This is a genomic window from Vibrio sp. R78045 (assembly GCF_042466085.1).
Classification (GTDB): Bacteria; Pseudomonadota; Gammaproteobacteria; order Enterobacterales; family Vibrionaceae; genus Vibrio; species Vibrio cyclitrophicus.
The window spans coordinates 1,183,983-1,187,728 of sequence record NZ_JAXHBS010000008.1; the positions used below are offsets into that span (position 1 = coordinate 1,183,983).

Consider the following 3,746-nt stretch of genomic DNA (forward strand, 5'->3'; position numbering starts at 1 on the left):
TGTGATGCATTTCAGCCTGTTTTCTAGCCTAAAACCTTGTAATTCCTTACTTGTCACTTTAAGTCGGATCGTCGATAAAAAAATGTAATCGTAACCACAAATATCAATGGTTGGACTCACTCTTAATAATATCGGTTAATGCAGCCAACAAATCGTTTTTGAGCGTTTTTTGTTGGGTTATACCTCGCTATTCCAAAGAGGTATCTTCTGTCGATGGCCCTATAGTGTGAGGTCTCTAGAATTGGAAAATTCGGTTAATTTGGAACGCATCCGTGCTGAGTATAATGTAAAGCACTGGAGCCAAGGTTTTTATGGAATTGATGATAACGGCGAGGTGTATGTTTCACCGAGCGAAACCGATCATCAAGTTCCGCTTAGTCAGATCGTAAAACAGTTAGAGCAGCGAAATATTGGTTTGCCTGCTCTTGTGCGTTTTCCTCAAATAGTGCATCAACGTGTGCACAATATCTGTAACGCATTTAACCAAGCGATCGACGAATATCAGTACGACAACCGTTACCTGCTTGTTTACCCGATTAAAGTGAACCAGCAGAAAGAAGTGGTTGATGAGATCTTAGCGAGCCAAGCTCAATTAGAGCAGAAGCAATTGGGCCTAGAAGCGGGTAGCAAGCCTGAACTATTAGCGGTATTGGCGCTGGCTCAAAAAGCGAGCTCGGTGATTGTGTGTAATGGTTACAAAGACAGAGAATACATCCGTCTTGCGCTGATTGGCGAAAAGCTAGGTCATAAAGTATTTATCGTTCTAGAGAAGCTATCAGAACTTGATCTTGTTCTTTCTGAAGCGAAAGCGCTTGGCGTGAAACCTCGTTTAGGTTTGCGTATTCGTCTTGCTTCTCAAGGTGCAGGTAAATGGCAAGCAAGTGGTGGCGAAAAGTCGAAGTTTGGATTGTCTGCATCACAAGTATTGACCGTTATTGAACGTTTAAAAGCAGAAGACCAACTCGATGTTCTCGAGTTAGTGCATTTCCATCTTGGCTCACAAATGGCCAATATTCGTGATGTGCGAAATGGCGTGAGTGAAGCGGCGCGTTTCTATTGTGAACTGCGCGATATCGGGGCTCAATTGAAGTACCTCGATGTGGGTGGCGGTTTGGCGGTTGATTACGACGGCACACGCAGCCAGTCTTCAAACTCAATGAACTACGGCTTGCTTGAGTACGCTCGAAACATTGTGATGACAGTCGGGGACATTTGTAAGCTCTACAATCAGCCACAACCTGTGATTATTTCGGAATCTGGTCGTTCGTTGACTGCGCATCACGCTGTGCTTGTGACTAATGTGATCGGTACAGAAAGCTATTTTCCGGAAGATATGGCGGCTCCAGAAGCTGACGCACCAATGTTGCTACACAACATGTGGAAGAATTTCTTAGAACTAGATGCAGGCAACGATGACCGAGCGTTGATCGAGATCTATAACGACACTCAGAGTGATATCGCAGAAGCGCACAACCAGTTTGCAACAGGCATGCTGAATCTTCAGCACCGTGCTTGGGCAGAGCAGATGTCTTTGCGTATTAACTACGAACTTAGCTCTCGTATGAGCACTAAGAACCGTTACCACCGTCCTATTTTGGATGAGCTGAGCGAGCGTTTAGCCGACAAGTTCTTTGTTAACTTCTCGTTGTTCCAATCGTTGCCAGATGCTTGGGGTATCGATCAGGTATTCCCTGTGTTGCCTCTAAGTGGTTTGGATAATGCGGACGAGCGACGCGCTGTTGTATTGGATATCACCTGTGATTCTGACGGTACGATTGATCAGTACGTTGACGGTCAAGGTATTGAAACGACTCTGCCAGTTCCTGCATGGAACCCAGATGAACCATACCTGATGGGCTTTTTCTTAGTAGGCGCATACCAAGAGATCTTGGGTGATATGCATAACCTATTTGGTGATACCCACAGTGTCGTGGTGAATGTTGATGAAAGTGGTCAAGCGAATATCGACTACATCAATGAAGGCGATACGGTTGAAGACATGATGCGTTATGTTCACATCGATACGGATCTGATTCGTCAGAACTACAAAGATTTGGTCACGGCGAAAGTACCAGATCAAGAGCAACAAAGCGTACTTGAAGAGTTAGAGCAAGGCTTGATGGGTTACACCTATCTTGAGGATTTTTAATGAACGATCTATTTACTAAACCAGATTACTCGCTGTACTCCAATGCAATGACGTTTATGCGTCGTCCATTGGTGCAAAATCCAATCGACAATGATGCTGATGTGGTTGTGCTGGGCGCGCCGTTAGATATGGCTACGTCGGGTCGACCGGGGGCTCGTATGGGGCCTGATGCGATTCGTCGTGCGTCGGTGAACTTGGCGTGGGAAGGCAAAAAATTCCCTTGGGACTTCAATGTATTTGAACATACTTCAGTGATTGATGCTGGCGACCTTGTGTTTGATTGTGGTGATGCAGAAGACCTAACTCAACGTTTGGAAGCGGCGGCTGATGCGATTCTAAGCAGTGGTAAAACTCTGTTAGGTTTAGGTGGCGATCACTTCATTACACTGCCTTTACTTAGAGCATACGGCAAGAAGTACGGTGAGATGGCTTTGATTCACTTCGACGCGCACACTGACACTTACAGTCAGGGCAGTCGTTACGATCACGGCACTATGTTCTACCATGCGCCAAATGAAGGTTTAATTTCGCCTGAACATTCAGTGCAAATTGGTATTCGTACAGAGTACAAGCAGGAAGGCCACGGCTTTAACGTTATTAACGCGATGCAAGCGAACGACATGAGCGTGGACGAGATCATTGCTCAAGTGAAAGGCATTGTCGGTGATAAGCCAGTTTACCTAACGTTTGATATCGATTGTCTGGATCCTGCTTTTGCCCCAGGTACAGGTACTCCGGTATGCGGCGGTTTGAATTCAGATAAAGTTTTGAAAATCATCCGAGGCCTGCAAGGCATCAATATGGTTGGTATGGACGTTGTAGAAGTTTCTCCAGCGTATGACCAAAGCGAGATTACAGCATTAGCTGGTGCGACGATTGCTCTCGAGCTGCTTTACGTTTGGACGGCGAGCCGCTTAACAAAATGACACTAGTGGTTAGTTGTATTTGTTAGCTAACCGAACGTGTCACCTATTTATTCAGAAGCCCATCAGGTTGAACCTGATGGGCTTTTGTTTTTAAGAGAACTAAAATCAAAGGTTTAGGGCTGTGAAAATCGTCTTGCCGTTTCCGTGAACTAATGTGCCGATAGCTACGTAACATACAAGCTATAGCATGGCTTTTGAGCGAAAATTCATCACCTTGATCTTGAGTAATGTCTCAAAGCTGGGACTTACCTCGCTTTACTAACGATGGATAGCTCACCTCAACTAATACCCTGTATTCGTTAATGATTTATCAATTTGATTACTGTATATATTTATAAAATGAAAAGGTGCAATTACATTGTGAAATCACTTGTATATTAATCGGCATCCTACTAACTTTTAGCTAGTCTTTTTAAGCTTTCAAAGAAAGCTTAAATATTAGAAAAGACGTCTCTTAGCACAGACATGGCATTTTTTATGGGGAAGACTAGGCTTAAGAGTAAGTAAACTATAATAAAACAGGTGAAATACATCTCTCCAAGGGTGGTTTGGACATAAGAACGAATTGTCATTGAAAAGAGCTAAGTATGAGTTTGATTAAAACCTGAAATTGCTATTACAAATAATTTTCACAGCTCTGAAGAACAGTGCTTTGTGACAACGGGGGATGT

At 44.0% G+C, this 3,746-nt stretch carries 2 protein-coding genes; both read left to right on the plus strand.

Features of this window, described 5'->3' with window-relative positions:
* Window positions 1-241 precede the first annotated feature (241 nt).
* Window positions 242-2,149: an arginine decarboxylase gene (gene speA, locus SJY39_RS07790; RefSeq protein WP_010438309.1), complete on the plus strand. Its 1,908-nt coding sequence runs from the start codon at window positions 242-244 to the stop codon at window positions 2,147-2,149.
* Window positions 2,149-3,075, plus strand: coding sequence for an agmatinase (speB, locus tag SJY39_RS07795; RefSeq protein WP_010438310.1), 927 nt, complete (start codon window positions 2,149-2,151; stop codon window positions 3,073-3,075). Before speA ends, speB begins: the two co-directional genes overlap by 1 nt.
* The last annotated feature ends 671 nt before the right edge of the window (window positions 3,076-3,746 follow it).